The sequence below is a fragment of the Furfurilactobacillus rossiae DSM 15814 genome, assembly GCF_000428925.1.
Taxonomy (GTDB): domain Bacteria; phylum Bacillota; class Bacilli; order Lactobacillales; family Lactobacillaceae; genus Furfurilactobacillus; species Furfurilactobacillus rossiae.
In genome coordinates, this window is sequence record NZ_AUAW01000019.1 from 22,905 (window position 1) to 48,775 (window position 25,871).

Annotated in this window: 27 protein-coding genes; 7 read left to right on the forward strand and 20 right to left on the reverse strand. The window is 44.8% G+C overall.

Annotated features, from left to right (window positions below; all coding sequences use genetic code 11):
• Window positions 1–12: 12 nt before the first annotated feature.
• Complete coding sequence (locus G400_RS0110660) at window positions 13–348, reverse strand: hypothetical protein (protein ID WP_017260757.1); 336 nt, start codon at window positions 346–348, stop codon at window positions 13–15.
• A 409-nt stretch (window positions 349–757) separates the two neighbouring features.
• Between G400_RS0110660 and gap the strand changes: the two genes are divergently transcribed.
• A complete protein-coding gene (gene gap / locus G400_RS0110665) occupies window positions 758–1,765 on the forward strand; it encodes a type I glyceraldehyde-3-phosphate dehydrogenase (protein ID WP_017260756.1) in 1,008 nt (335 codons plus the stop codon).
• 75 nt (window positions 1,766–1,840) lie between these two features.
• Here the strand turns inward: gap and G400_RS0110670 are convergent, their stop codons facing one another.
• From G400_RS0110670 to G400_RS0110680, 3 genes are all read right to left on the reverse strand, one after another.
• Window positions 1,841–2,023, reverse strand: coding sequence for a hypothetical protein (locus G400_RS0110670; protein ID WP_017260755.1), 183 nt, complete (start codon window positions 2,021–2,023; stop codon window positions 1,841–1,843).
• Window positions 2,013–2,765: a zeta toxin family protein gene (locus G400_RS15830; protein ID WP_017260754.1), complete on the reverse strand. Its 753-nt coding sequence runs from the start codon at window positions 2,763–2,765 to the stop codon at window positions 2,013–2,015. Before G400_RS15830 ends, G400_RS0110670 begins: the two co-directional genes overlap by 11 nt.
• Before the next feature lie 333 nt (window positions 2,766–3,098).
• Window positions 3,099–4,526, reverse strand: a complete 1,428-nt coding sequence (locus G400_RS0110680) for a C69 family dipeptidase (RefSeq protein WP_017260753.1) — start codon at window positions 4,524–4,526, stop codon at window positions 3,099–3,101.
• Window positions 4,527–4,691: 165 nt separating this feature from the next.
• Here G400_RS0110680 and G400_RS0110685 point away from each other — a divergent pair, with 165 nt between their 5' ends.
• Window positions 4,692–5,321: an HAD family hydrolase gene (locus tag G400_RS0110685; protein ID WP_017260752.1), complete on the forward strand. Its 630-nt coding sequence runs from the start codon at window positions 4,692–4,694 to the stop codon at window positions 5,319–5,321.
• 390 nt (window positions 5,322–5,711) lie between these two features.
• Here G400_RS0110685 and G400_RS0110690 read toward each other — a convergent pair whose 3' ends face one another.
• From G400_RS0110690 to G400_RS0110720, 7 genes are all read right to left on the reverse strand, one after another.
• Window positions 5,712–6,233 carry a GNAT family N-acetyltransferase gene (locus tag G400_RS0110690; protein ID WP_017260751.1) on the reverse strand — a complete coding sequence of 174 codons (522 nt, stop codon included), beginning with the start codon at window positions 6,231–6,233 and terminating at the stop codon, window positions 5,712–5,714.
• A 92-nt stretch (window positions 6,234–6,325) separates the two neighbouring features.
• The gene (gene lrgB / locus G400_RS0110695; RefSeq protein ID WP_017260750.1) at window positions 6,326–7,105 is read right to left on the reverse strand and encodes an antiholin-like protein LrgB; all 780 of its coding nucleotides are present in this window, start codon (window positions 7,103–7,105) and stop codon (window positions 6,326–6,328) included.
• Between the two features lie 9 nt (window positions 7,106–7,114).
• Window positions 7,115–7,570 carry a CidA/LrgA family protein gene (locus tag G400_RS0110700; protein ID WP_017260749.1) on the reverse strand — a complete coding sequence of 152 codons (456 nt, stop codon included), beginning with the start codon at window positions 7,568–7,570 and terminating at the stop codon, window positions 7,115–7,117.
• A gap of 243 nt (window positions 7,571–7,813) precedes the next feature.
• The gene (gene lrgB / locus G400_RS0110705) at window positions 7,814–8,593 is read right to left on the reverse strand and encodes an antiholin-like protein LrgB (RefSeq protein WP_017260748.1); all 780 of its coding nucleotides are present in this window, start codon (window positions 8,591–8,593) and stop codon (window positions 7,814–7,816) included.
• Between the two features lie 15 nt (window positions 8,594–8,608).
• Entirely contained in the window at window positions 8,609–9,064 is a 456-nt protein-coding gene (locus G400_RS0110710) for a CidA/LrgA family protein (protein WP_017260747.1), read from the reverse strand.
• A gap of 759 nt (window positions 9,065–9,823) precedes the next feature.
• A complete protein-coding gene (locus G400_RS0110715; RefSeq protein WP_017260746.1) occupies window positions 9,824–10,558 on the reverse strand; it encodes a LytTR family transcriptional regulator DNA-binding domain-containing protein in 735 nt (244 codons plus the stop codon).
• Window positions 10,539–12,296 carry a sensor histidine kinase gene (locus tag G400_RS0110720; protein WP_017260745.1) on the reverse strand — a complete coding sequence of 586 codons (1,758 nt, stop codon included), beginning with the start codon at window positions 12,294–12,296 and terminating at the stop codon, window positions 10,539–10,541. Before G400_RS0110720 ends, G400_RS0110715 begins: the two co-directional genes overlap by 20 nt.
• Before the next feature lie 153 nt (window positions 12,297–12,449).
• On the opposite strand from G400_RS0110720, the gene G400_RS0110725 reads away from it, so the two are divergent.
• Window positions 12,450–13,181, forward strand: coding sequence for a demethylmenaquinone methyltransferase (locus tag G400_RS0110725; protein WP_404825506.1), 732 nt, complete (start codon window positions 12,450–12,452; stop codon window positions 13,179–13,181).
• Window positions 13,182–13,237: 56 nt separating this feature from the next.
• Entirely contained in the window at window positions 13,238–13,615 is a 378-nt protein-coding gene (locus tag G400_RS0110730) for a hypothetical protein (protein ID WP_035143922.1), read from the forward strand.
• Between the two features lie 656 nt (window positions 13,616–14,271).
• Here the strand turns inward: G400_RS0110730 and G400_RS15135 are convergent.
• The gene (locus G400_RS15135) at window positions 14,272–15,147 is read right to left on the reverse strand and encodes an alpha/beta hydrolase (RefSeq protein ID WP_017260741.1); all 876 of its coding nucleotides are present in this window, start codon (window positions 15,145–15,147) and stop codon (window positions 14,272–14,274) included.
• Window positions 15,148–15,414: 267 nt separating this feature from the next.
• Here G400_RS15135 and G400_RS0110745 point away from each other — a divergent pair, with 267 nt between their 5' ends.
• The gene (locus G400_RS0110745) at window positions 15,415–16,095 is read left to right on the forward strand and encodes an SDR family NAD(P)-dependent oxidoreductase (protein ID WP_017260740.1); all 681 of its coding nucleotides are present in this window, start codon (window positions 15,415–15,417) and stop codon (window positions 16,093–16,095) included.
• Window positions 16,096–16,158: 63 nt separating this feature from the next.
• On the opposite strand, the gene G400_RS0110750 is transcribed toward G400_RS0110745, so the two are convergent.
• The 5 genes from G400_RS0110750 to G400_RS0110770 form a co-directional block, all read right to left on the reverse strand.
• A complete protein-coding gene (locus G400_RS0110750; protein ID WP_017260739.1) occupies window positions 16,159–16,587 on the reverse strand; it encodes a hypothetical protein in 429 nt (142 codons plus the stop codon).
• Window positions 16,588–16,611: 24 nt separating this feature from the next.
• A complete protein-coding gene (locus G400_RS0110755; protein ID WP_017260738.1) occupies window positions 16,612–17,448 on the reverse strand; it encodes a ribonuclease H family protein in 837 nt (278 codons plus the stop codon).
• 7 nt (window positions 17,449–17,455) lie between these two features.
• Window positions 17,456–18,580 (reverse strand): A/G-specific adenine glycosylase, encoded by a 1,125-nt coding sequence (gene mutY / locus G400_RS0110760; RefSeq protein WP_017260737.1) that lies wholly within the window; start codon window positions 18,578–18,580, stop codon window positions 17,456–17,458.
• Between the two features lie 66 nt (window positions 18,581–18,646).
• Entirely contained in the window at window positions 18,647–19,480 is an 834-nt protein-coding gene (locus G400_RS0110765; protein WP_017260736.1) for a hypothetical protein, read from the reverse strand.
• A 391-nt stretch (window positions 19,481–19,871) separates the two neighbouring features.
• The gene (locus G400_RS0110770; RefSeq protein ID WP_017260735.1) at window positions 19,872–20,309 is read right to left on the reverse strand and encodes a hypothetical protein; all 438 of its coding nucleotides are present in this window, start codon (window positions 20,307–20,309) and stop codon (window positions 19,872–19,874) included.
• Window positions 20,310–20,433: 124 nt separating this feature from the next.
• On the opposite strand from G400_RS0110770, the gene G400_RS0110775 reads away from it, so the two are divergent.
• Window positions 20,434–21,021, forward strand: coding sequence for a MarR family winged helix-turn-helix transcriptional regulator (locus tag G400_RS0110775; protein WP_017260734.1), 588 nt, complete (start codon window positions 20,434–20,436; stop codon window positions 21,019–21,021).
• A 57-nt stretch (window positions 21,022–21,078) separates the two neighbouring features.
• On the opposite strand, the gene cysK is transcribed toward G400_RS0110775, so the two are convergent.
• Window positions 21,079–21,996 carry a cysteine synthase A gene (cysK, locus tag G400_RS0110780; RefSeq protein WP_017260733.1) on the reverse strand — a complete coding sequence of 306 codons (918 nt, stop codon included), beginning with the start codon at window positions 21,994–21,996 and terminating at the stop codon, window positions 21,079–21,081.
• Window positions 21,989–22,561: a serine O-acetyltransferase gene (gene cysE, locus G400_RS0110785; protein WP_017260732.1), complete on the reverse strand. Its 573-nt coding sequence runs from the start codon at window positions 22,559–22,561 to the stop codon at window positions 21,989–21,991. Before cysE ends, cysK begins: the two co-directional genes overlap by 8 nt.
• Before the next feature lie 402 nt (window positions 22,562–22,963).
• On the opposite strand from cysE, the gene G400_RS15140 reads away from it, so the two are divergent.
• Window positions 22,964–25,267, forward strand: a complete 2,304-nt coding sequence (locus G400_RS15140) for a cation:proton antiporter (RefSeq protein ID WP_017260731.1) — start codon at window positions 22,964–22,966, stop codon at window positions 25,265–25,267.
• 319 nt (window positions 25,268–25,586) lie between these two features.
• Here the strand turns inward: G400_RS15140 and G400_RS0110795 are convergent.
• The coding region (locus tag G400_RS0110795; RefSeq protein WP_143444632.1) for an IS30 family transposase at window positions 25,587–25,871 on the reverse strand (285 nt) is incomplete at its 5' end.

A 25,871-nucleotide genomic window follows, 5' to 3' on the forward strand; every position in this document is an offset into this window, starting at 1 on the left:
GTCCAACTAGGATTACCGTTGCGCAATAATTTTGTTGGCTTCGCTTTCCAAACGGAATAAAGTGCCTTCTGGACTTTGCCGATAATCGTTAGCGAATGTGGCACTCATCGGCTTCACACGCCCCACCCGTTTGCCCATAATGTCTTCAATGACGAGATCTTCGCCATCCCAGAGCACATCATCATAGTGACCATCAAGCAAATAGTCGGCCCAATACTGCAACGTATCGTGAACAGCGTCTTTCATGACTTTCTCTTCAGTCACAACATCAGCACCATGACGTGTTTCGTTCAATTCTTGCACCTTTAAAACGACCTCATGCATGTTTTCTGGTATTTCTTGACTCATTTTTTCACCTCATTGATAAATCTACATATTAAAAATAACAAACCCAAACGTGCATGTGTGACTGCCACATAGTGGAAATCCATAGCAGTTAACGTCAGCTCTAATTATACCGTTTACCATCGCTTTCGCATAAAGGTTTGCACCACAACTTTGGACGCTTGCGGACGCTCACGGTCGTCAAAATTGACTACAAACATTCATTTTATTTAATCCAAATCAAGCACTGTTATGTGCCATGGCCTTAATATAAATACTGTAATTAAATCAAACTAACAAATTTATTGTCACACACCAATCCGGGCAAACACGCCTAAAGTACAAAAAAATGCGTAATTGCTAAAAATTTGGTAACCTTGCGTCGTAGTGAAAAAGATTTACTAACATGTGCTTAGCTTAGGAGGTTACACTTATGGCAAATATTGGTATTAACGGTTTTGGACGAATCGGCCGGGACTCCTTCCGGCGGATGTTGGCGCTTAACGATCCTGATTTAAACGTGGTCGCCATTAATGATTTGACGAGTCCAGCAATGCTGGCCTACTTACTTAAATACGACTCAACGTTTGGTATCTTTGATGCTGACGTAAGCTCCACAGATGATTCGTTGATCGTTAACGGTAAAAAAATTCGGGTATACGCTGAACGTAATGCCGCCCAAATTCCGTGGGTCGCAAACGACGGTGTTGACATCGTCCTTGAATGTACAGGCTTCTATACATCGAAAGAGAAGTCCCAAGCACATTTAGACGCTGGCGCCAAGAAAGTAGTCATTTCTGCACCAGCTGGGCCGATTAAGACACTTGTTGAAGATGTTAACGATGATTTGATTGCCCATGATGACCAAATTGTTTCAGTCGGTTCCTGCACAACTAACGCCTTAGCACCGATGGCTTACTTCTTAAATAAGGAATTCGGCTTGGAAGTTGGCACAATCACCGCGATTCACGCTTTCACCAGCTCACAAAATCTACTCGACGGTCCTAAGGGCAAAAAATTCCGGCCAAACCGGACCGCATCGTCGAACACCATTCCTCATTCAACCGGCGCGGCTAGCGCAATTGGCTTGGTTATCCCCGAGCTTGAAGGCCGTCCAAACGGTCACGCACAACGGGTTGCTGTTATTGATGGTTCCATTTGTGAACTCGTTTCTATTTTGGACAAAAAGGTAACTGCCGACGAAGTCAACGCAGCCATCAAACCGTACACAGAAAACAATCCAGCATTTGGTTGGAACGAGGATGAAATCGTTTCTAGCGATATCATTGGCGACACCCACGGTGCAGTCTTTGACCCAACGCAAACGGAAGTCACTGGAAATGGGGACTTCCAAGTTGTTAAGACGCACACTTGGTTCGACAATGAATTCGGTTTTGTCTGCAACATGATTCGGATTCTGAAAAAAGAAGCTGTGGCATAAATAACATTTAGTGGAAAAAAAGTGATAGACTCCCGTGCAACTGGGGGTCTATCACTTTTTAGTATCGCAAATCTCCTAAGCTTCCTTTAAAGACTTGTGATGATTCAGAACTTTCTCTACTTTCCTACCGCGCTCACTGTTGGCCGCATCACGATAGGCTGCTTTTTCTTCTTCAGTTGCATTCTTTTCAAATACGAAAACATCATTATTGTATTTTGCTCGCAATGTTTTCATGAATTTTTGAGCATCATTTTCCATTTGTAATATCCTCCAAACGTTGTTGATCTATATCATCGGGTAAGTTTTTAAGTACATCAGCTGTGCCATGAAATGTTTTACGATTCTTCGGCAAGCCGACATACAAATTAATTTCAATTTGATCACCATATGCGTTCAGCACTTCATTGATTTGTTTGGGAATGCCTAGAAATGCCCTTTTAAACGCTTCTTTGGGAACAGTGCGACCAGTTTCTTCGGCACGTGCCAACACAAATTTCCACGCAATTTCTGGTTCCAAATAAGTATACTCGATTCTGGTGGCATATTCATGTGATACGGCCCGTCTCACATCGTCAATCGAACTTTTGGCATTGAAGGTTCCCTCCAAGATAAACGAACGACTTTCTTTAAGCGCTCGTTTGAAGGCTCGATCAACTAACCAGTTAGCTCCTTTCTGATAAACGGCCGCGTTGCTACCATTATAATCTGGAAAGTGAGTCCTAAAATCATCAGCATCAATATGAACAAATTGATCGAACCATTCTTCATACAATGAGTCAATAAGCTCTGATTTACCCGACCCAGGGGTACCTGCCGTAAAAATCGCCAGTTTTCCTTGTTCCTTTTTAGGTTTCAAAACAGAAATAGAATCCCATTCACTGGTAGACGAACTATCGAATAGTGGATCAATGAACTCCGTCACGTGCCCACTCGCGTATTCCCGCCAATGCTGTTTTAATTCATCCTCGCTCATGAAATGAATATCCTTCTCTTCCGCCATCGCTCCGAATCCTCCTACGACCTCGTAACGTAGTAACCAACATTTGACACCAACTGCCAAGAGATCAAATGGCATCATGCCCTCTATGCAACTAACATAGCAAAATGAATTCCAGAAGTAAATTAGGGACGCCTAGAAATTAAAAATGGATATTTTCGACTAATAATAAACACTTTATACACAAATTTTGTAATAATGACCATTTTTGATCGATCTCCACAAAGTTTTGTCCCCCATAAGCAACAAGCATTTTACGTGATCGCTGGTTCAAACAAAATAACCCACACGCTAGCAAACGCCAGTATGTGGGTCATTTTAAATCAATACACAATTCTACAAGTTAATGTCAAAATCAAATGTCAGTTTGGAACGGTTCAATCCTTCAGTAACAAAGTGACCGATGATTGCCATTGTCTTGTCGCGCATGACATCAACGATGTGGTGGTTTTGCTCCGTCAGATAGGCTGTCAAAGCGTCGCCTGTCAGGCCCTTAGCCTGTGCCTCTTTATCAATTCCGTCCATTAAGCGACGTAACTCTTCACGGCAGTCCTTAAGATAGTCAACATCGTCTTGGACGAAGTGACTATAGTGACTTTCTGTCAGCATGGAAACTGTCCGGTACATCCAGTAAGCATCCTTAACGTTGTAAGTCATGGATGTGTTGCTGTAACTAGGATCCGTATCCGTTGCGTTGGCATAGAATGGTAAATATGGCGTAAAGGCAGGAATACCGATACAAATCCACATAACGGCAGACAATGCTTCTGGCACATCGTTACGGATTTGCAAAACGTGACTTTGCTGTGTCCGGTTCAATGAAATTGCTCGGTAACGCAGCTTGTCTTCATCGGAACCATGACCGAGTGGATCATATTTCGTTTCGTTATAGTGTGAGCCTTCGATATATTCAACATCTTCAACGCTAATCAACCGGTTGGCATGATTAATGAATGGCAAATCACTGGATTCTGGATCCTGTTCGATTTCTGGGTTCAGGTAGCGTTGTGCAAACCAAACCCGTGGTGTGTTGTAGTAACGATCCTTTTCGGTATCCGTTCCAAAAATATGCCGGAAGTTCCAACCAGTCTTATCAGGGTTCAAATGATGTTCATCAACAAACTCACGAATACCGTCAGACCACATAAAGTTGTCCGGGTCATCGAAATCAATTTGTTCCTGACCAACCTGGTTAGCCGCAACAACATAGGCATCATCGGGAATTCGTGAAGCAACCCAGTGATGACCAGTAACGATTTCCATGTACCAAATATCGTTTTTATCAGCGAAGATAACCCCGTTACCTTCTGGTGAGCCGTACTTGGCAACCAACTTGCCTAAATACTCAACCCCTTCTTTAGCGGAGTTGATGAATGGCAGAACCATCGTTTGCATAGTGTCTTCGGCCATGCCATCAGGCAACAATGGGTCATAAGCCAAAACTTTTTCGTTGGCGTAAACACTTTCGGTAGCAGACATGGCAACATTCTTCTCATTGAAGCCACTTTCGTCGTAGATACCTTCACTTTGAACGTCCACGTTTGGCGTTGCTTGATAACGATAACCACTTTCTGGTAGTGGTGCCTTAAAACCGTTCTGAGTAGATGCTAATTCCTCATGGCGCCCATTAGCAGCTGGTTTCATTTCAAACTTTTGTGGTGTGATTGGCAAGAATGTGTCGTCGTTACGCGCTACCATTACGGAGCCATCAACGGACGCTTTTTTCCCAACTAAAACGGTTGTACAAGCTTTATCCCATTTCATGTGTTTACTCAATCCTTCCAGTACATTTTTAATTACTTAACTGCCATTTTAACGCACCCGGTCAGGTTTCTACAACAGCGGACGGAACTAGAAAATTCTGTCATAAACATCAGTCTGCTATAATGATGGTAAATTCCGTTTATATTCTAGTATGGAGGATTATTTATGCAAAACTTTGTGTTTGATGTGGATGGTACACTGATTGATTCCGAAAAAATGTACATGTTGTCCATGCAGCGTGCACTAGCCGCTAGCGGCCGCCAATTCGATTATGACCAACTCTCCCCGACGTTTGGCACAACTGGCAAAATCGCCTTACAAGAAATTGGCATTCCTGACAACGAAATCGATGGATTGCTTGATACGTGGCAAACATACACAAAGGATACATATGATACCATGCGTGTCTACCCAGGAATAACGTCTGCACTTGCACAATTACATGAAAACCCGCGTCTAAAGACAGCCATCGTGACATCCAAGGCCGCACCAGAGTATCAGCGCGACCTTGTCGAAAACTTTCCCCTAGATCAATACATGGATGATCACGTTACCGCTGACGAAGTGGAACGCGGTAAACCAGCGCCAGACTCCCTGTTTGCCATCATTCATAAGATGAAACTCGATCCAACACAAACCATTTATGTTGGCGACACCATTTACGATCTACAGGCAGCCCACACCGCTGGCCTAGCGTTTGCCTTGGCTACTTGGGGCGGCCCCAAGGATCAAAAACTCATTCGTGACAGTGAAGAAGTGCTAGATAAACCACATGATTTACTTAATTTAATTTAGATATGAGATCAGTACCGTTCAATCCTGACATTCAGGAAATGGACGGTACTTTTGTTTTTGAAGACATCCGTTATGTTAGCTGCCAGTCGTCCATATTGATACCGAGCCGTGAAAGTGATGTAAATTCGAAGGATCTTTTCGAATTTACATCACGGACGGTCGCATGGACTCGGAACTTCACGAGGCTGTGTGGCGCGGTGAAAGACTCTGGTTTCAGGAAGCTTGAACCGGTCCCACGGCGAGTGTGTCAATATTGACAACCGTAAGCGTCATCCTTGCTATAAAGACGACAAAGAAGTCACATTTTTAAGCCAAAAATAAAAGGAAAGAGCCAAGGCATGTGAAAAATCACACTGCTTTGATTCTTTCCTTTTTCGAAGTAGAAATCACTCAATCCAATCCCAAAACGCGCATATTAAATGTCAGGACTTGTGTTTCAAAATCACAGCCGTTTGCCACATACGTCCCCGATTTTAGCAACTCCCCACCATGCGACTGGTAAAATCCAAGTGCTGGAACGTTGCTGCTAAGACAATCAATGGTAAATGGTAGCAAACGTTCATTAAGCAGTTCCGCCCGTTTGCTATAAAACAACCGCGTCCCGATACCATGATGCTCTAATTTAGGATCGACATATAAGCCGTAAATTTCGCCTGGATAATCTGTCATCTCCGGATGCGAACGTTGCGGCCCACCGGTAATGAAGCCTAACAAACGCCCGCTGTGTTCATCAATGGCAACTAACGTGCGGTCTGACTGATAAATCTTTTCCCACAGAGCCAAACGGTCCGGATATGAATGCTGATCGATCACTTTGCGTGGCAACAAGCCTGAGTATGTTTGTTGCCAACTGTCAACGTGAATTCTGGCAATTACTGGAACATCACTGGCCCGTGCTAACCGAATTTCCACGTTGCGTCGCCCCCTCAAATATTACTTACACTTTAAGTATCGAACGCAATGTGTAAAACCGTCAATTGAAAACTATTATAAACAGGAAACTTTTATCGTAACCCAACCAAGGTTGCAAAAATCGGCACTACTAGATCAACTACAATGCCAATAATAACCACCGCAATGGCTCCCATCGAGCCTTCGATGGTGCCTAACTCCAAAGCAAACGCCGACCCAATGGTGTGACCAGAAGTTCCTAATCCCAAACCAGTACCGATTGGATCTGACTTTAAACGGAAAACTTTAACGAGCCAGTTACCCAGTGCGTAAATGATTACGGCATTTAAGATACATGCCATCGCTGTAACTGCCGCGTTACCGCCAATAGCTGTCGAGATTGGTAACGCAATCGCGGTCGTTGCAGCTTGTGGCAACATGGATGCCAGGCCAACTTTGCTGAGACCAAATCCTTTGGCAACTAAGAAAATCAACGATAGTGCAATGAAAACACCAACAATCAATGATAATAAAATTTCCAGCCAGAACTTTTTCACGATGTCGTTACGCTTGTATAGCGGAATCGCAAAGGCTATCGTCGCTGGATTCAAGAACCAGAAAATGATATCACCACCGGGTTTGTAAGCTTGCGTATAAAAAGCAGCAGTGTCCATCCCTAGCCACTTTGCAAGAATTGCTAACGCCAAAATACCCATTACCATACCAACAAATAATGGCTGAAATAAAAAGAAACCGTTTGAAATTTTAAATAACCACTGACCCAATAAATAAACAGCAATTGATAGTACAATTCCAAAGAACGGTGTCACAAAATAAGCAAGTGGTCCCTTAATGACTGGTGCAGCTGCACCTAAAATGAATGTACTTGTCATGTTCGCCACCTACCCTTCATCCTTGGTATCCGCATCCACCTGCGCATCCTTGTGCAAAACATGCACGCGGAGCCAAATAAAGAAGCGGGTACAATAGGCGACGGAAACCAGTAAAATCACGGTTGAGATAATGATAACTAAGATTAACTTCCAGCCTTCGTTTTCCAAAATATTGAGCGTTCCTGCCAGCTGGATTCCAGAAGGCACAAACAGAAATCCAATAATACTAATTAAAAAAGCGCCTAAATCCTCGACCCACTCTACCTTAATAATGTGTAGGGTTAAGGCCAGATACATGAGAACTAATCCCACAACTGGTGTCGGTAGCGGAAATTTAGGAAATGTCTTGTTACCCCACTCGGAAATAAGCCACGATATAAACAGAATTGTTGCGTAGATCCCAATTTGAATCAAAATTGGTGCACGGTTCGATGTCTTCTGTGGATGCTTACCATGTGTTGCCATCTTTAATCGCCTCCAAAAAGTTTACCTATGCTTGTGAACAAAACTCTTCTTGAGCAAAATTATAACGGATTATTTATGCTATGAACACCAATACCGTAGCTATTGTAACCGTTTTCTTAGAGGACGACACAATCGTTAAGTTTGTTCACAAAGTAAGTCTTTTTGGTAGTAATGTTGGTGTTTTGGCGCATAAAAAACGTCACCAACATATTCGTTTGGCGACGTTCATAAAATCATTTTAAATTAACCGAGACCAACTAAGGCAGCGAAGATTGGCACAACGATATCGATAACGATACTGATGATAACCACCGCAATGGCAGCCATAGAGCCTTGAGCGGAACCTAACTGTAAAGCAAATGCTGAACCAACGGTGTGTCCGGAAGTCCCTAAACCAAGCCCAGTCCCAATTGGATCTGAGTTCAAACGGAAGACTTTAACAAGCCAGCCACCCAATGCGTAAATAATAACCGCATTCAGGATACATGCCATTGCCGTTACGGCAGCGTTACCACCGACAGCTGTTGAAATTGGTAACGCAATCGCAGTCGTTGCAGCTTGTGGCAACATGGACGCAATCCCGACGTTGCTGAGACCGAATAGTTTGGAAATACCGAAGATGACAAACAGTGAGACGAATGCCCCAACAATCAGTGACAACAGAATTTCCAACCAGAACTTTTTGACAATATCGTTACGTTTGTACAACGGAACGGCAAACGCAATCGTTGCTGGGTTTAAGAACCAGAAGATAATGTCACCACCGGGCTTGTAAGCCGTGGTGTAGAACTTAGCTGTGTCCATGCCCAACATTTTGGCCATGATAACCAACACGATGATCCCAAGGACCATCCCAACAAATAATGGCTGAAATAAGAAGAACCCGTTAAATTTCTTGAATAACCATTGGCCCAATAAATATACAGCGATGGACAAGAAGATTCCGAAGAATGGTGTCGCAAAGTAAGCCAGTGGTCCTTTAATGACCGGTGCCGCAGCAGCCGCTAAAATTGAAACAGACATAAAGCAATCCTCCTTTTACTTTTGATCATCCTGATTAACAGTTGCATCGCCGTGGAACCAGTGAACCCGGATCCAGATAAAGAGCCGCGCGGTGTAAGCCACAACAACCAGCAATACGATAGTGGATAGAATAATAACAATAACTAACTTCCAGCCTTCGTTTTGCAGGATACCAAGCGTACCTGCTAATTGAATACCAGAAGGAACAAAAAGGAAACCAATGAGACTGATCATAAAGCTACCGAAGGAATCAACCCACTCTACTTTAATAATTTTGAACGTCAATGCTAAGTAGAGTAATACCAGCCCAATAACCGGCGTTGGTAATGGGAACTTTGGAAAAGTCTTTGCAACAAACTCAGAAATGAGCCAGGAAATAAATAGTACCGTGGCATAAATACCGATTTGAACCAGAATGGGCGCATCTTTTTTAGTTGATGTCGCCGTCTTAGATTTATTATTTTCTGCCATGACAAACGTCCTTTCCAATATTGTGAATAGTGTCACTAGTGACGGCAAAGATTGCCGTGCCAGCACTTTCTAACAGTTAAAGTGTAGTCGCCAATTCACAAAAAAACGTGATTCACTTGTCAAACGCACAATTTGCCAGCTGAAATACCCTGCTCGGGAACTGATTTACTGCCAGACATTTGTTAACTTACTTCACTAAGTTCACGATTGTTCAATCCACGCTCATACACCTGTTTTGGGTAAACAAAAAAGCACTCGTCTAGTTGCGAATGCTTTGAAAACAACAGTTTTTATGCCGTTCCATTGACCAGAAACGCCGTTCCATGGGGACCGGTCTCAGCCTCCAAAACCAGGAGTCTTTAACCTTGATTATGAGCCGAAGTACACGTCTCATAAGTCATCCCGCAACACTAAGCGGCCAAGTTCCCGCCGCTAAATGTTGCCGACACGGAACTATGTTTCTAGTCAACTCCACTACTGTAACAGGTAAACGCCTTGCCGCCATCTTACCGTTAGACATATAAGTAACGTTTGCATGAAGCTAACTACTATATAGCTGGAGGGCGTCAACATTGATACCGAGCCGTGAAGGTGTTGTTAATCCGAATGCTTCTCTCGGATTTACAACACGGACGGTCGCATAGACTCGGAACTTCACGAGGCTGTGCGGCGAGGTGAAAGACTCCGAACTTGGGAGGCTCGAACCGGTCCCACGGCGAGTGTGTCAATGTTGACAACCGCAAGTGGCATACAGAATGCTTACATATTCAATCGATCTTTCATCGACTTAACAAAGGAACGGCTAACCGGCACCTTGTCGCCGTTGGTCAGCTTAATTTGATAGGTGTGGTTAAACCACGGTTCGACCTCAGAAATGGCGGTGATATTAACGACAATACTGCGATGTACCTGCATAAACTGATCTTCAGACAATCGTGTCATCAGCCAGCTTAACGTCTGGTGCGTGTGGAAGCGACCCTCGTTGGTCGTCAATATTAGCTCACCATTTTCAACGAAGCCAGCGAGAATGTCCCCCTGCTTAAGAACACGTGTCTTTTCGTTTTCGGTTATTGAAATCATCCCCAGTTGCTTACGCGGCTTGGCTTTGGCAACTGGATTGGCTTCTTCACGAAGCTGAAGCACCTCGTCAACTCTTGATAACGCCTGATTGATTCGTTGTTGCTCAAATGGTTTAAGCACGTAATCGACCGCATTGATGTTAAATGCACGAACCGCATAATCATCATAGGCTGTTGCCACGACCACTAACGGTGGATTCGCTAACTGATCAAGTTTGTTCGCCAAATCAAAACCGTTTTCGTTGTTCAAAGAAATATCGAGAAAAACGAGGTCGCTGGGAGTAGTTAATAATTGTGTCAACGCCTGGCTGATTGATTCTGCTTGAGACACCTGATCAACCAGTGAATTCTGCTTAAGCAAGTATTCTAGCTCGTTACGCGCGAGCGGTTCATCATCAACGATTAAGACTTTCATGAATTGCCTCCTGCTTATTTGGAATTGTTAAACTTACCGTCGTGCCAGTTGAAGATGTTTTAAAATGTAGCTGACTGTTTGGACCATAAAGCCCCACCAGCCGCGCATTCAAGTTTTCCAACGCTGTACCACTACCATTCGTAGAAGTTACCACTTGATGACCAAGTTGCGGTAAAACATCTTGGTCAATCCCGAAACCATTATCGCTGACACTAATCTCAGTCGCATAGCGCTGGGCTTCAACCTTGACCCACACCCGATTACCGTATCGTCGATCATCAAACGCATGTCGAATCGCGTTTTCAACCAACACTTGAATGGTAAACGGTGGAATCAATACTTCATCATCCGATGGCGTATCAAACGTAATATCGTATTTATCTGGAAATCGCGTTTGTTCCAGCGATAGGTATGCATCAACATGTTCGCGTTCCTGCCGCAATGGTATTTCCGTTTGACGGACACCTTGCAGGTTTGTTCGGAAGTACGTCGATAATTGCAATAACAGAGTGCGTGCCTTGTCAGCATCTGTTCGCATCAACGCAGATATCGTATTGATTGCATTAAAGAAGAAGTGAGGATTGACTTGAGCTTGTAAGGACTTAATTTCGGCATCCTTGACGAGCTTAGATTGTTCCTCAGCAGCCCCTAATGCCAATTGGCTAGAAAAAATTGAGGCTAGCCCCGTTGCCAACTGTTCCTCAACCGGCGTTAAATCTTTCGGATTGGTAAAGTACATCTTCAGCGTACCCACAACGTGGTTTTGGACGACTAGTGGAATCACCACTGCGGCCGCCAACGGACATCCTGGATGCGGACAGCCAATTTCGGCCTTAGAATGAGCAATTCGCATCTGACCGGTCGCAATGACCCGTTTGGATAAATCTGTCTTGATTTCTTTTTCGGGAATATGGTGGTCACTCCCCGGCCCCACATGAGCCAAAACATCCGTCGTATCCGTAATGCCGATTGCATCAAAGTTCGTATACTTACGAATGATGCTTGCGACCTGTTGTGCATTGGCTTCGGTTAAACCGGAACTAAAAAATGGCAATGTCCGGTCTGCCAGTTCCAACACATCGTGCGTTTGCACGGCCCGCAACTGCTCTTCCTGCCTAATGTAAGCTGAAATGACTGACATAAAGATAGCCGTTCCGGCACTATTTAAAATCATCATGGGGAAAAAGATGAGTTTTACTAAACTGAATCCAGAGGCACTAAAAATGAAAATAAAAAGCATCTGGACTGATTCCATCATCAACCCAATCAGTGCCGACGTCGTCATGCTTGGATATCGGCTCTCGTTGAGATAACGTTTGCCAATCATCCCAGAAAGAAAACCAACAATAATCGAACTGAAAATATAAAACAGATCGGATCCGTTTCCCTGAATCACACGGTGCACACCGGCAATCAACCCAACCACCGTTCCGACCAGTGGTCCACCAACTAAGCCGGACACCGTAATCGCTAAGGTTCTCGTGTTAGCGATTGAATCAGTAGCTGGTAGACCGGTTAGCCAAGTTGTTGACACCAACGTGTTGTGGGAAGTAATTTCAACCCCCGTTAAGTTTGAAATAATCGCAAAAACAGCGAAAATGAGAATCAACATTCCCTTCGCTGTCCATGTATCGTCAGCCTTTACTAATTGTCTGAAATAACTGACATTCACCAAAAGAAAGGCGAGGATAATGATCAGTCCAACCCGCTGCATCAGTAACAAAAATAGCGTTAACATGATTTCTCCTTGTCTCTTAAACCTTCATCATTATTGTTACTCATTTGTGTCCCATTAAATTATACCCGCGCAAAAACTTGTGAAACAGAGGCAACTTTAAAAACGTTTGTGTGTCGGGCTTAAAGAGCATATATTAATATTATTCGATTGGTGGTGAGCAAATTGACCCAAAGTACTCCAAAAAATCCGGCAAGTGTGCAGGCTCTTTTCACTCGCATTGCGCCGGATTATGACCGCATGAACAACATTATTTCCCTCGGGTTACAACACACATGGCGGCGATATACCATGCGCCAAGCCCACTTTTTACCTGGCGACACGGTCCTCGACTTATGTTGTGGGACAGGTGATTGGACGGTTTCGATAGCCAATAGCATTGGCCGCAATGGTCAAGTCATTGGTGTTGACTTCAGTCAGGCAATGGTTAAGCTGGCTCAACAAAAAATTGCCGATAATAATTTAACGAATGAGGCGACCGTTTCTTTTGGTGACGCACTTCACTTGCCCTTTCCCGACAACAGCTTTGACCTGATTACAATCGGTTTTGGTATGCGTAATTTAGCAGACTTAAACGCCGGTTTAACGGAGATGCTACGCGTCTTACGTCCTGGTGGTCAGCTCGTGTGCTTGGAAAGTTCTCAACCAACCGCGCCAATTATCAAGCCCGTTTGGCAATGGTATTTCGGCACCGTCATGCCGTGGTTAGGGGCCGTATTTGCCCATGCTCATGATGACTACGATTATCTTCAGCGGACTACTCAGGCATTTGCCAATTATCAAACGTTGGCCGAAGCATTTGAGACAGCCGGCTTTGAAGAAGTCCATTACCGTCGCTTTACGTTTGGCGCGGCGGCTTGTCATACTGGAATCAAACCAACTAAGTAGTCGTTTACTAATGTGACAAATTTCGTTAAACTGAAGCCATTGTATTAATAGAAAGGATGGCGCTCGTGTCAGAAGATCGGTATTATCAGCCCAAAGATAGCAAGGATGCAATGCGGTACATTGAACGGTTATTCAACCGTTACAAGGATGCCCCGATTACGCAAGAACTCGTTGATTATAATCACAATTTAACGGCTGCCTTACGCAGTGATATTGCTCAAGCAGCCTTGGCTGAAAATGCACCACAACGTCATGACGCGGCCATCAACATGGCAGATGAAATGGACAAGTGGGCCCGTACGCGAGCAGCTGGGCAGCCATTTCATGGACAGTTAAAACACTTCAAGTTCGTCGGCGAAGCGGCAACGCCACGGTTCAAAGCACATACAGTCAAAAACCATCAACGTGGCAACTTGCGGGCGTCACGCCATTAACGTATTCACATAAAAATCCTGTCGATTAGTTCTCACTAATTAACAGGATTTTTTGATTATCGATTTTTTTGAAAATGATTGCGATTTCGCCCGCTTTCGGTTGTCCATTTTTGAACCCTGCTGTGGGGACCGGATTAAGCCTGAAAAGCACAGTCTTATTCCTCGACTTCAAGCCGCACAACCCACGTCTTGAAGCTCGTCCCGTGCTGTAAATTCGGCAAAAGCAACCAAATTAACACCACCGACACAGCAGGATTCAACACTACCAACCTACAGCTTCTTAAACATTTCCTTTCAGCATCATCAAGCAAGATTCTTAACGAAGGAGCGAATCGGCAAATCACGGCCAGTTGACTATATAATTTAGACGAACCATAGCCAAAAACAGCAATGCATCATCGTCTAAACCAAGGAAGAGATACTTAAAACTTCTATGTGAGCCGAAGGGCGGCAGCATTGATACCGAGCCGTGAAAGTAACGTTAATTCGGTGGTTTTCCCGAATTTAGGTTACGGACGGGCGTTAAGACTCGGCACTCCACGAGGCTTGACGACGAGGTGAAAGACCGTGAACTTCGGGCTTGAGCCGGTCCCACGGCGAGTGTGTCAATGCTGCCAACCGTAGGTGTACGCGCAATGGCTAACTTAATTGTAAGATTAAGGTTTACTACCTGGTTTACCAAAAAGCAAGTTGGTGACTAGCTTGTAGCTACGAATTGTGGTGTGAATTTGGTGATGATTGGTATTGTTCATCAAAATCTCGTGATACTGCGGCACAATGCCGCGAACAAGATAGCGCAAAGCCTGTGCCTGCACAATAGGCACTGAATTGTCCGTATCTTCGCCATTAGCGGAACCATAAACATTAAAGATTTGTGCCTGACTATTGGCCCACAAATTGTTGCGATCTGCGATCAACTGACGATAACTGTGTGATGAACGTTTAGGCTTTCCGCTAGGCAAAACATCTTTAGGCCGATCAATACTTTCATCGACCGGTGCACTCAACAATACCATCTTATGCAACTTTGGCAATCGCTTATCGTTACCATAGCGGATCAGTTGAGTAACCATCGCACTACCGCCCCATGAATGGCCAACGGCATTGTATTCGTTAACGTGATAACGACGTTTGAGCAACATCAGAATTTGATTGAGCCACTTTGCCTGTGGTTGATAACTATTCCCTAGATTGCGGTCAAACGTAACTTGAATGAGCGGATTAATATCCGTTTTTTTAAGGTGACCGATCACGTGAATGCGGCCAAAGAAGTCGACATTGATTCGCATCACTTTGCCTGCAGTACGTTCACCCTGCATATAACCGATCATAGCGTTAAACGAGTTAGCCGAAGTGGCCCAGCCAGGCATGAAGATGGTCGGCGTGTGCGTTTGGATAACACTCTTGTTAACTTCGCTACTCTCCAGTGGTTCGGCAGTCACGCCAATGCTGGTTACTTTATGGAACAACACAAAACTTGCGCCCAGCATTAAAACGAGCGCACTGGTAATTGTCCAAATCCGTCGGTGCACGTGCAAACCTCCCCATCGCTGATGTTTCCCACTCAGCCGTTTATTTCTAATTAACTTTAACGCTTTCGAATCCTTGTGACCAGTCGCAACGCGTGACTTAACAGCAAATTAAGTTTGCCACAGTGAGAATAACCAGCTCGTTTACAAACCGTCAGCTAACAACTATTCTGTTTTTTCGAAATAGCGAGCATTATTTTCTGAGTTTTTCTGATCAATCATCTATACTGTTGCCAAACATATATTGAGATTGAATTGGAGGGGATCATTATGACACAACCCGTTGTTGCAATCGTTGGTGTTGGTAAAACTGGCTTGGCTCAAGCCCAGGCCGCACTTTTTGGTCGGCAAGGTTTCCAAATTGTGCTGCTATCCCGCGATGAAAATATCCTAAAACAAACTGCTGACGATCTTCAACATCAGCAGATCAACGCTACTATTTTTCCAGTTGATCTGACAAAGGCGGACACTATTGACGAAGCGTTTGATCAAGTCAAACAGTTGGGTCAACTGACGGCCGTCATCTTTAACGCCACATTCCGTCCTGGCATTAAGCCACGAGCACTCACGGCTGAGACAGCTGAAACTGGCATGCTGATCGGTGCAGTTGCGCCGGTAGCGGTAGCCCACGCAGCCATTCCTGCCCTACTTGAAAGTTCACAACCAACGGCCTTGCTATTCACTAACAGTATTGCAGCCACCAAACCATCAACTGGTGCGCCTCTGCAAAGCATGGAAAAAGCGGCAATGAAGAATTTTGTCTTAGCCCTCAATCAAGATTTGGCAAAAACTAACATCTTTGCCGGCCAAGTGACCATCAATACCTACGTTCGTGAAGGTCACCGTGAAAATCAGGATCCCGTTAACATTGCGAAGGCTTACTACAAACTATTTACAGAGCGTGAACCCGTTGATTTGGCCTATCACGACCTCATTAAAGAAGATTATTAATTTGTACCGTTACACAAAAAAGGTTCAAACGCAGATTATTGTGTTTGAACCTTTTTCGTTTATTTAATTTTTTCGGTGCGTAACAAATACAAGTCGAATCAAAAGCCAAACGTCAATAACAACTGCAAAAATATAAACTAAGCCATACAGCGTAAATGTCACCAGCGCTGAGCCACCATTTGGCGAGCCATGTGAAGCCCACGCGCTGTTGTATTCCGTTTGCGCAAAAGATTCGCCGTTTTCATCATAGGCACGGCGGATAAATGTTCGGTTATCAACAGTTTTGCCTTGCCGTCGCAGTTGGCGCCAGCGACTGACACTCGCGCGGGCAAACGGATAAAGTAATAACCAATTCACAAGATTGCCATAATCAAATGCGGTAATCGCGTAAAATAATCCACCGGCTGGTTTCAAATGCGCTACCAAGGTAAAAAAGGCAAAGAAGATCAGTCCCAATGTATAGGAAATTACGAGCTGTAGCCACTTATTCATACCCGTCACCTGTCTCTAAAAGTCTTAAAATAAATTCATTTGTTCAGAATCATCTGACGCCGCATTACCAGAGTCATCAACAGCCACCGTTTGATCTGCAACTGTCGCTAACGGGTTCACCTCGGACCGTTTGCCGATCGGATTTTCCTCACTCATGGCATCCATTGTTTGATTCAACAGTTCATCCACAAACACGTTACCAGAATTATCAGCGTGACCCTTCGTCCACTCAAAACGTAGATGTGGAAAGGCTGTCAACTGGTCGCTCATCGCTTGCCACAGCTCTTTGTTGGCCAGTGGCGCACCGTTACTGCGTGCCCATCCCCGTCGTTTCCAACCGGCTAACCAACGTTTAGTAATCGCATCCAGGACATATTTTGAATCCAACACGGCCAAAATTGGTTCTCTGTTCAAACCCGACTGTTGTAACGCCTGTAGCGCCCGCAATAAGCCAGTGATCTCCATTTTATTGTTAGTCGCACCAAACTCACCCAGTGAATCGTAATATTGCATGCCGTCTTTTTTAATCAGGTAAGCCCAAGCAGCCTTATCACCTTGACGCACGTGACCACCAGCAACATTACCCGTGTTCCGAGAACCACCGTCAGAATACATGACGATTTTTTCTGTTACTGATTGACTGGTTGTCGGACGTTGCCGTGTAGAGGCTGCCGCTGACTTGTGGCCTGACGCGGTGTATTGTCCGCCAGCGTTCAACCATTGTTGAGCAGCATCGCGTGTTGGAAAACTCTTGTATCGTGCTCCAGCCATCCCGTCGACTTGCTGTTTGGCTGCTGCCCAAGTCGTGAAAATCCCCGTCTTGCGGCCATGTGCTACTGCATAAAACTTTTTTCCTGCCATAATTACCTCACTTTTTTGATGCAGCTTGCCAACGTCGCCACAGTTTTTGTTGGACAACTGGCATTGGATAATGATCAAACGCCGATTCAGCCACAATTTCACCTGCAAACAAACTGATGTCTGGCACGGCCGATAACTCTGCAGAGACCAGTCGAATTTGCCACTTTAGATGGGTAAACGTGTGTGTCACGGCGCGACCACCAATCAATGCCAATGAAACCGGAATTTCAGTTTCCGTTTCGAACGCCTGCTCAGCTCGTGACACAACATCGGGGTCCATCAGGTCTGTTTCCTGCTCATCATCCTTCAACAAATCGCTGACCTTAATCAGTGGAAAGGTCCATAAGTTTGCCAGTAATCCCATCGATGATCGTTTGGTCATTAAATACCCAGCAGGTGTGTGAATGACTAGTGCAACATAATCGACTGGCACTGGCCGTGGCTTGGCCGTTTTAACCGGGTAGTCAAGTACGTGCCCTGTTTCGTATGAACGGTCAAACGCCTTTACCGGTGAGTGCGTAACATCCGGATTCTTCGCTGTCATGTAGCTACTGCCCAAGTCCATAATTGCTTGGTTAAAATCCCCAGGTCGCTGTGGATCAATAATTCGATCAATCGTCTCAGCAAAAATTGAGCGAGTTGCCGGCTTGGTGATATCGGCATCAATCATCAGCAAACGCCCAAATACTCGAAAGGCGTTTCCATCGACTGCAGCCACCGGTTCACCAAACGCAATGCTAGCAATCGCGCCCGCTGTGTATGGACCAATGCCAGTCAGTTCCTGCAAACCCGCTGCCGTTGTCGGCCATTCGCCATGCCGGTCGTTGACGATTTCCTGTGCCGCCCGTTGCAGATTGCGCGCCCGAGAATAGTAGCCAAGGCCCTCCCATGCTTTCAACAATTGCTCCGGTTTGGCCGCAGCCAAATCATTAATTGTGGGAAACATGCTCATGAAGCGTTCATAGTAAGGAATAACCGTATTCACTTGCGTCTGTTGCAACATAATTTCCGATACCCACACGTGATACGGATCATGATCTCGCCGCCATGGTAAATCCCGTTTATTTTCGTCATACCAGTTTAATAATGTTTTTCGAAACGCTGCAATCGTTTCTTCTGACCACTGTTCCATTGCTGCGCTCCCATCCGTTTGTTAGTGCTGTTATCTTAGCATATTTCAGCTAACTGATGTGCATTCCTAATCGCCATTATCATTCGAATCCACGCTATCAGAATCGACACTGACACTATTATTGCTATCTTGAGAACTACTGTCATCTTCACTCGATTGAGAATCTGAAGTATCATCGTTTGAATCACTATCATCGTTGCTTTGCGAATCATCACTCACTGAATCTGACGAGTCATCATCGGTCGAATCTGCATCGCTTTGACTGTCGCTATTCGCTTGGTCATCGTTAGAAACATCAATGCCAAAATACGCAAACATGTTATCGTAGCCAGAAAGTTGCTGAGTACTTAATATGTGCCCACTTTTAGCATCGACGACCAGTTTTTCAAACGGTTCGGACATTGCACCAGACCCTTCGATAATCGTGACAGTTCTATCGGAATTTTTGGTCAGCACAAAGCCGCCGTCTCCTGCGCCACTTTTATTATTTTCTGAAATGTAAATACTGTTTCCTGGTAACTTATTAATCGGGCTATTAGCCGATGAATCAACAGCTTGCCTCAGATCAATTCGATCTAGTCCAATATGTTCGCTCCCCTCTGGCGTGGCACTATAAACCTTTTGTAGGAACGATGAAGCTGTCGAAAATGTCCATGGTGCCTGAATAAATGCGTCAGTTTGGTCATTATCATTCGCCGATTCATCGTTTTGATTTGAGTCTTGACTAGTATCACTAGTTGACGAATCAGCGTGAGAACTCAAATTTGTTTTGGAATGTTTAACAACCTTCTCGCTTTTATTAGTCGCAGCTCTAGAATTCTGTCCATTGCTTGAATTACCACAAGCAGTCAACATGAGTAACGAAGCTGTTGATATCAGCAGCACAACAGTCTTTTTCATACTTAAATATCTCCCCTGAATATGTATTTCCCCTTAACTCTCCATATAAAATTATAAGTCAAACGTTTGAAAACAAACGGTTTACTTTTAGCACTGTTAATATCAGTTTTGTCAGACTTCCGAATGGTATTAGGAGTGTAGCCAGGCAGGGACATAGTTCTGTGATAGCAATTCTTAGCGGCGCTTCACGGCCGCTTAGTATTGCAGGGAGACTTCAGAGACGGTTTCTGGCTCTGAATCGAGGTCGAAGACCGCAAAGTGGGCTGAGACCGTTCCCACAGAACGGCCGTCCCTGTCTGGCGGAACGGTTAGCCAAAAAGTTTAACGTTTTTCATCTCTCAAGCATAAAAAAAGACGCTCAAATTAGAAGCGTCTTTGGATAGCTATCATATTAAAGCACAACAGTTGCCACTTCTAATTCGTCGTTAGCCTGATTTACCGCCCGACGAATCTGCGCATGATCGTGATGGTCTGACCCCATCACCAATACATCAAACGAAAAATCAGTGCAATACACTTCTTCCGTTAACCGGGCCAGATTGCTGCCCCGCTTGATGGAAACTTTCACGTTCTTGGCACCCATCGCCTTAGCAACATCACTTAAATCTGTTGCAAACTTATCGGCCTGATTGTGTTGTTTGCGAACGTATCTTGGGTTCAATGCATTAAAAACACTTAAATTATCATCATCTATCCATACAATAATGTTGAGACTGGCATTATCATGAACTGCCGTCTGTAAAGCATAATCAAACGCGTCAATATTTTCTGTGGCCGCGTTTACCACAACAGAAACCATGTCGAAACGAGTTGCTTCTGCTAAATCCATAGGATCACTTCCGTTTAAAAAATGATTGTTTCTCTTGGAAACAAAAATGAGTATAGCACCTATTGTTTCCAAAAGAAACATTTCGCGGTAAAATAAATATATTAATTCAAATGGAGGCATGGATATGGACCATTCACGTGCACAAGAAATCAACGACCTTTATACAGGTCTGCTCAATTTTGAAACGGCCAACCACCCGTTTGACATGCGTTTTCAGCAAGCAATGATGATGCACAAACGTTTTGGTGGCGGGCCAAGAGAGATGGGCCATCATAATCATCATGAACAACATAATATGCAAGACTGGGCCAATCATATCGACCAGCACTTCCGCGGACCCCTTCGCGATGTCATGGAAACAATTCAAGCACATCCCCAAATCAATGCACATGGGATCAGTGACGCCCTCGACATTTTACCAGGCACACTATCCAAATATTTAAAACGCCTAATCTCACGACGCTTGGTCGATGAGCAAACCAATCCAGAAAATCGACGAGAAAAGTTTTATAGCTTAACGGATGCCGGCACATGGCTACTGTCCTTAGCACATGGAATTCAGGACGATGACAAAGAAGCAAAAGAAAATGTGGCCGACGAGTTTTCACCAGAGGAACAAGATGTTATTGTCCGTTTCTTGGTGGCCATGCGTCACCGCAACGATAATGCTGACTCAAACCGAGCCACTGACGACGGCAATGCAAACAAATAACCATCAACAGTTAAGCGAACCTAACCTGTTGATGGTTATCGACACAAAATAATTTTTTTAGTCGGCATAAAGTGGCGTTGAAAGGTAACGTTCACCATTATCAGCGGCTAACGCCAGCACTTTATGGCCTGTGCCTAACGTCTTAGCCCTCTCAATGGCCGCCCAAACGGCAGCGCCTCCAGAGAAGCCCAACATAATGCCTTCTTGACGTGCAATTGACCGAGCAGTAGCAACAGCGTCATCACCAGTTACGTCTGTCACGCTATCGTACACGTGGGTGTCCAAAACATCAGGCACAAAGCCAGTTCCGATTCCTTGAATTGGGTGTTTGCCTGGCTGACCACCGTTCAAAACAGCTGACGTAGCAGGTTCAACCCCAATAATTTCAACATCTTTGTTAGTCTCACGTAAGAATCGTCCAGCACCTGAAATTGTGCCGTCAGTACCAATTCCGGCAACAAAAACATCCGGCGTGCCATCGAAATAGTCAACGATTTCAGGACCAGTCGTCTCGTAATGTGCCTGTGGGTTCAACTCATTAATGAATTGTCCCAAACGGAAGTAGCCGCCTTCCTTGAGCTTGTCGTTCACCAAGTTAATGGCACCAGTAATGCCTTCGCTACCAGGTGTTTCAATCAATTCGGCGCCGTAAGCTTTCATAATTTGCTTTCGTTCCTTACTAGCAGTATCTGGCATTACTAAAACTGCATGATAACCCTTAGCGGCCGCTACCGCAGCAATGCCAATCCCTGTGTTTCCAGAAGTAGGTTCGATTAGCGTCATATCTGGTGTCAAAGTGCCAGCTGTTTCTGCTGCTTCGATCATTTTTAGAGCCACCCGGTCCTTCACTGAACCAGCCTCGTTAAAAAATTCCAACTTCACATAAACATCAGCGGCACCATCTGGCACCGAACGTTGGAGCTTAACAATGGGTGTGTGACCGATATAATCTAAAATATTTTCTTTTTTAATCATGTTGATGACCTACCTTTGTATTTGTTTGAGTATCTTCTAAATGCGTAACCGGTTCATTGGGATGCCATGTGCGGACAACCTTTGCGGGATTACCGGCAACGGTACTGCCTGTGCCAACGTCGTGGAGCACAACAGCGCCAGCACCAACTTTAGCGAAGTCATGAATCTTAATGTCGCCCAACAATAATGCGTTTGCGCCAAGGAGCACATGACTGCCAACTGTTGGATGTCGTTTGCCCGGCTGATCATGACGTGACCCTAATGTGACACCATGAAGCATTGTAACGTCATCGCCAATCACTGCCGTGGCACCAATCACAACACCCATGCCGTGGTCAATAAATAGTCGCTCGCCAATGGTTGCTGCTGGATGGATATCCACACCAGTATGATGGCGCGTCCAATGACTAACTAGCTCAGCAAGCAATAAATGTTGTCTGATCCACAGCCAATGCGACAATCGATAGCCGACCAATGCCTGATATCCTGAATAAGTCAGCACCACCTGCCAACGCGTTCGTGCCGCCGGATCTTCCTTGATAATACGGTCAACCGTTTTAAACATGGCAACCTCCCTTCCGTTACTGATAATTATGCGTTCCTATGGGGCGCAGATGAACAAAAAAGCATTCACCACACCTGTCCTGGCCCTAGAACCAAGCAGATGGGTGAATGCTAACAAAATTTTCTTGATGACGATTGTCGAATGCCAATTACGGCATAAGCAATCCAGAGGTGTTAGCGGTTTCTAGACTTCCCCATAAACTTGGTCGGTTGATCAATCCGCTACAACAGTTCATGTTCATCATCGCTAACACCTCTTCCATGAATTTTATAATAGTAGTATACGTGCTTATCTTTTGTAAGTCAACGATTTGCATATTTCCCGTCAAACGTCCTGGCTAACGTTTTAGCATCCCTGGCGCGTATAATAAAGCCAAATTCAATGTAAGGTTTGTGAACAAATATGAGCTTAGCTTTCTTTATTGGTATTTTGATCTTAGCCGTTATTGCCGCTGAAATCATTTATAACCAATACCCCGCAATTCCACTCGCGTTCTATCAAATCGCGGCGGGGATTGCGTTATCATTTGTCACTTTTTATCATCATTATCAATTTGATCCAAAGCTTTTTCTATTTGCGATTATTGCACCCATTATGTTTAATGACGCGCAGGAAACGTCAAATAGTCGGCTACGGCGCAACTTTTCTGACACGCTGTCACTCGCAATCCTCCTCGTGATTACTACAGTCATTGTCGTTGGTTTCGGTGTCCACTGGATTTACCCAGCGTTTGCCTTACCACTCGCGTTCATGTTAATTTCGATTGTCAGTCCAACCGACGCCACGGCGGTCAGCTCAATCACCAAGAACTTGCAACTGCCATCCGGGTTAATGGAAACGCTGAAAAGTGAGTCACTATTCAACGATGCTTCTGGTATTGTGGCCTTTGACTTAGCATTAACAGCCTTTTCGTCCGGTAACTTTTCACCTGCAAGTGGTGTGCTGACGTTTTTGGAAACCTTCTTCGGTGGAATCATAGTTGGTTTGATCCTTGGCTGGGCGATTGTTGGCTTAAGAATTGGATTAATTCGGTGGAATGTTGATAATGCATCTACTAGCGTGCCCATTCAGCTATTGACACCGTTTTTGATTTATTACGTTGCTGAAGAACTTGGCGTTTCCGGCATCTTAGCCGTCGTTGCAGCAGGTTTAATTCATGGTATTGAACGCAATCAGTTGCACCTGACCTCTACAAAAATGCAGGTCGTTAGTTCAAGTGTCTGGGGACTGCTCACCGATATTTTAAACGGATTTGTGTTTGTCCTGCTTGGCGTGAGTCTACCAACCATCATCGACAACTTGTTCGCTAAACACCAAGTTTCGATCCTAATTTTGCTTGGTTTAGCTGTCGGGATTTACCTGCTGATGATTGCGATCCGATTCCTCTGGATCCGGCGTTTTCTCAACTTACCATTCCGCAAGGACCCCAACCAGTCCGCAGCTTTACTAGCATTGAGTGGCGTTCACGGCACCGTCACATTAGCGATGGCTTTCTCATTGCCATTAACACTACACGGTGCGTCCTTCCCGATGCGTAATGAACTTATCTTCATCTCTGCCATCATCATCTTGATCAGTCTAGTCGTTCCTTTATTCACAATTCCGTTCATTTTGCCTAAACAGGATGACGATAATAAAGAGGACTTCCAGGTTTCACACCAAAACATGCTGGACTATGCGATTGCCTGGCTGAAGAATAACGTGCCAAACAACTCCGCCCGTCACACCGTCATCGAAACATTGGTTGATGAGAAAGGCACCTTACATCGACCTGACAGAAAGACCGTTTCGGCCCTCTTTGACGGTGCTGCTCAAGCGGAAGCAGACGCCATCAACAATGAAATTGAAAATGGTAATCTCAACACCAGCGAACAACAAATATACCGTAAATACCTGTTAATGATCACCAGTCGGCGAGCCAACGCCACCGTCAGCACCCAGGTTAAATTACGATTGAAGTTTGTATTGATGCGTCTACTTCACCCTGGCAAACAACGCCAGATTCGTAAGCGAGGCCGACAAATGTACAAGCAACACCTAGCCTCCTATCAAAGCGAATCAGATCAAACGACTACGGTCATTGACGCGCCCGTTGATACGATTAAGGACATTACGCCCAAGACACAAATTACGACTGAATCGGCAGCGACTAGTGACGCGGCGGCTATGAGTAACAAGTCCTCAGAACCTGCTAGTGCGGCAAAGAGTGTTTCCTCTGCTACGGTAACCGTTCGTTCAGCGAACGATTTGCCGGCCAGTCTTAGCGGTGAAGAGGCCGTCTCTAGTGCCACTGCTGAAGCACTGACGAAGAATGACACGGCCTCCACCAATGCCCTCATTCAGGTTCTCCACGATAATCCTCATGCGGCTCGTTCCTACACCCGCCGTTTGATGCAAACTATCGAAAAAATAGGTAACGATGCGGCAATGGAATGGCTCTTCAACCAAGACATTACGCGTGACCCGGCGGCCATCAACGCTGTTCGTGATTCATATATCAAACGATCACAACGATTCCGCCGTGATCAAACAGATCAAAATGAAGCTGTCAACTCACTCTTCTTGTCCGCTTTTCAGGCCGAATATCAGTACATTCAAGACGCACTCAGCGCCGACGAAATCTCAATGGATATGGCCAAAATATTGCGGGAACAAGTGTCTTACGATCAAATGGTCTATATGAAAAACGCGGAAAGCGACAGTTAACTTTTCCTTCAAAACCTTCGAATAACAAAGAAACAGCCAATCTACTGATGTGATTTCAGCAGGTTGGCTGTTCTTTTTAAATGGCTCACGGCCGTTACACTGACCGAAAACGCCGTTCCATGCGGACCGGTCTCAGCCTCCTGAAACCCGGAGTCTTTAACCTTGATTATGAGCCGAAGTACACGTCTCATAAGTCATCCTGCACCACTAAGCGGCAAAGTTCCCGCCGCCAAATGGTGCCGACACGGAACTTTGTCTTCGGTCAGCTCCACTATTGTAGCAAGTAAACACATGAGTGCTTACAAGGTAGATTGCAAATTTAATCCGAATTTTTGGACAAATTTGTCAGCATAACCTGATACGGTGTTTGCCAGTCGAGTATTTTAAGCGGTCGCTGGTTAATTTGGAGTAACGTCGTCGTTAAATCTTGAGCACTAATGTGCTCAAAACGAGTCCCTTTAGGATAAAAATAACGTAAATTCCGATTAAAGCGTTCATTACTACCACGTTCAGCTGGAGTATAAGCATGGCAGTAATAGGTCTTAATACCATATTGTGATTCAAGTGATACTAGCCCACTAAACTCAGTGCCACGGTCCACAGT

What these genes read in the sequence shown, in the direction of transcription:
- G400_RS0110755 (WP_017260738.1), bottom strand. Translation starts at nt 17,448, where the DNA reads ATGGCAGGAAAAAAGTTTTATGCAGTAGCACATGGCCGCAAGACGGGG.
- lrgB (WP_017260748.1), bottom strand. Translation starts at nt 8,593, where the DNA reads ATGTCTGTTTCAATTTTAGCGGCTGCTGCGGCACCGGTCATTAAAGGA.
- G400_RS0110685 (WP_017260752.1), top strand. Translation starts at nt 4,692, where the DNA reads ATGCAAAACTTTGTGTTTGATGTGGATGGTACACTGATTGATTCCGAA.
- G400_RS0110720 (WP_017260745.1), bottom strand. Translation starts at nt 12,296, where the DNA reads ATGTTAACGCTATTTTTGTTACTGATGCAGCGGGTTGGACTGATCATT.
- G400_RS0110715 (WP_017260746.1), bottom strand. Translation starts at nt 10,558, where the DNA reads ATGAAAGTCTTAATCGTTGATGATGAACCGCTCGCGCGTAACGAGCTA.
- G400_RS15830 (WP_017260754.1), bottom strand. Translation starts at nt 2,765, where the DNA reads ATGGCGGAAGAGAAGGATATTCATTTCATGAGCGAGGATGAATTAAAA.
- cysK (WP_017260733.1), bottom strand. Translation starts at nt 21,996, where the DNA reads ATGATTAAAAAAGAAAATATTTTAGATTATATCGGTCACACACCCATT.
- G400_RS15140 (WP_017260731.1), top strand. Translation starts at nt 22,964, where the DNA reads ATGAGCTTAGCTTTCTTTATTGGTATTTTGATCTTAGCCGTTATTGCC.
- G400_RS0110670 (WP_017260755.1), bottom strand. Translation starts at nt 2,023, where the DNA reads ATGGAAAATGATGCTCAAAAATTCATGAAAACATTGCGAGCAAAATAC.
- cysE (WP_017260732.1), bottom strand. Translation starts at nt 22,561, where the DNA reads ATGTTTAAAACGGTTGACCGTATTATCAAGGAAGATCCGGCGGCACGA.
- G400_RS0110700 (WP_017260749.1), bottom strand. Translation starts at nt 7,570, where the DNA reads ATGGCAACACATGGTAAGCATCCACAGAAGACATCGAACCGTGCACCA.
- G400_RS0110765 (WP_017260736.1), bottom strand. Translation starts at nt 19,480, where the DNA reads ATGAAAAAGACTGTTGTGCTGCTGATATCAACAGCTTCGTTACTCATG.
- G400_RS0110660 (WP_017260757.1), bottom strand. Translation starts at nt 348, where the DNA reads ATGAGTCAAGAAATACCAGAAAACATGCATGAGGTCGTTTTAAAGGTG.
- G400_RS0110750 (WP_017260739.1), bottom strand. Translation starts at nt 16,587, where the DNA reads ATGAATAAGTGGCTACAGCTCGTAATTTCCTATACATTGGGACTGATC.
- G400_RS0110730 (WP_035143922.1), top strand. Translation starts at nt 13,238, where the DNA reads ATGGCGCTCGTGTCAGAAGATCGGTATTATCAGCCCAAAGATAGCAAG.
- lrgB (WP_017260750.1), bottom strand. Translation starts at nt 7,105, where the DNA reads ATGACAAGTACATTCATTTTAGGTGCAGCTGCACCAGTCATTAAGGGA.
- G400_RS0110775 (WP_017260734.1), top strand. Translation starts at nt 20,434, where the DNA reads ATGGACCATTCACGTGCACAAGAAATCAACGACCTTTATACAGGTCTG.
- gap (WP_017260756.1), top strand. Translation starts at nt 758, where the DNA reads ATGGCAAATATTGGTATTAACGGTTTTGGACGAATCGGCCGGGACTCC.
- mutY (WP_017260737.1), bottom strand. Translation starts at nt 18,580, where the DNA reads ATGGAACAGTGGTCAGAAGAAACGATTGCAGCGTTTCGAAAAACATTA.
- G400_RS0110745 (WP_017260740.1), top strand. Translation starts at nt 15,415, where the DNA reads ATGACACAACCCGTTGTTGCAATCGTTGGTGTTGGTAAAACTGGCTTG.
- G400_RS0110710 (WP_017260747.1), bottom strand. Translation starts at nt 9,064, where the DNA reads ATGGCAGAAAATAATAAATCTAAGACGGCGACATCAACTAAAAAAGAT.
- G400_RS0110680 (WP_017260753.1), bottom strand. Translation starts at nt 4,526, where the DNA reads ATGAAATGGGATAAAGCTTGTACAACCGTTTTAGTTGGGAAAAAAGCG.
- G400_RS0110770 (WP_017260735.1), bottom strand. Translation starts at nt 20,309, where the DNA reads ATGGATTTAGCAGAAGCAACTCGTTTCGACATGGTTTCTGTTGTGGTA.